Origin of the sequence: Pseudomonas cyclaminis (assembly GCF_015163715.1) — a bacterium.
Lineage (GTDB): Bacteria > Pseudomonadota > Gammaproteobacteria > Pseudomonadales > Pseudomonadaceae > Aquipseudomonas > Aquipseudomonas cyclaminis.
Map to the genome: position 1 here is coordinate 1 of NZ_JADDUM010000396.1, position 914 is coordinate 914.

The window sequence follows — 914 nt, forward strand, 5'->3', positions numbered from 1 at the left end:
GGGGCCTCCCACATTTAGATTGATTCAAGTCCCAGGAACCGGGTGATTTCTTCGCGCTTGGCCAGCGCATCTTTCCTGCCCAACTCAATCAACTCGCTGCAATACCCCGCCTCGAACAGCAAGTAACTCAACACCCCTGCCCCGCTCGTCTTGGTCGCTCCCGGTCCCCTCAGAAACAGACGCAACGCCGCCGGCAATTCCTGGCGATGCCGCGCCGCAATTTCATCAATCGGCTGGCTCGGCGCAATCACCAGCACCTCTACCGCCGCCAGGCCAGGCGCGGCATGACTGAATTGATTCAAGCGTTCCAGCAACTCGATGTCGCTTTCCAGGCTGTCAATGAACGTGCTGTTGAGCATATGCCCGCCGATCTGGGCCAGGGTCGGTTCCTGGCCGGTGAAGCTGCGTTGCACCGCCGGCTCATTGCCCCGTGGGTTGCCGCTGACGCCCACCACCAGCACGCGGCTGGCGCCCAGGTGCAGGGCCGGGCTGATCGGTGCTGATTGGCGCACCGCGCCGTCGCCGAAATACTCCTGGTCGAGTTTCACCGGGGCAAACAATAACGGGATCGCCGAACTGGCCAGCAAGTGTTCTACCGTGAGCGCGGTGGGTACGCCAATGCGGCGATGACGCAGCCAGGCATTGATGGTGCCGCCGCCCTGATAAAAGGTCACCGCTTGCCCGGACTCATAGCCGAACGCCGTGACCGCAACCGCATGCAGATGTTTGTTCCGGATCGCCTCGTCGATACCCGCCAGATGCAGCTTGTCCTGCAGCAGATCACGCAGTGGCGAACTGTTGAGCAGCGCTACCGGAAATTGCCGCCCCAGACCCAGCAGACTGTGGATCAGGAAGCGACTCGCCTGACGGATCACACCGGGCCAATCGCTGCGCAATACCAGATGGCTGCGAAA

Annotated in this window: 1 protein-coding gene; it reads right to left on the reverse strand. The window is 61.8% G+C overall.

The window, feature by feature from the left end:
• Positions 1 to 14: 14 nt before the first annotated feature.
• The coding region (locus IQK56_RS30790; RefSeq protein WP_193901991.1) for a patatin-like phospholipase family protein at positions 15 to 914 on the reverse strand (900 nt) is incomplete at its 5' end.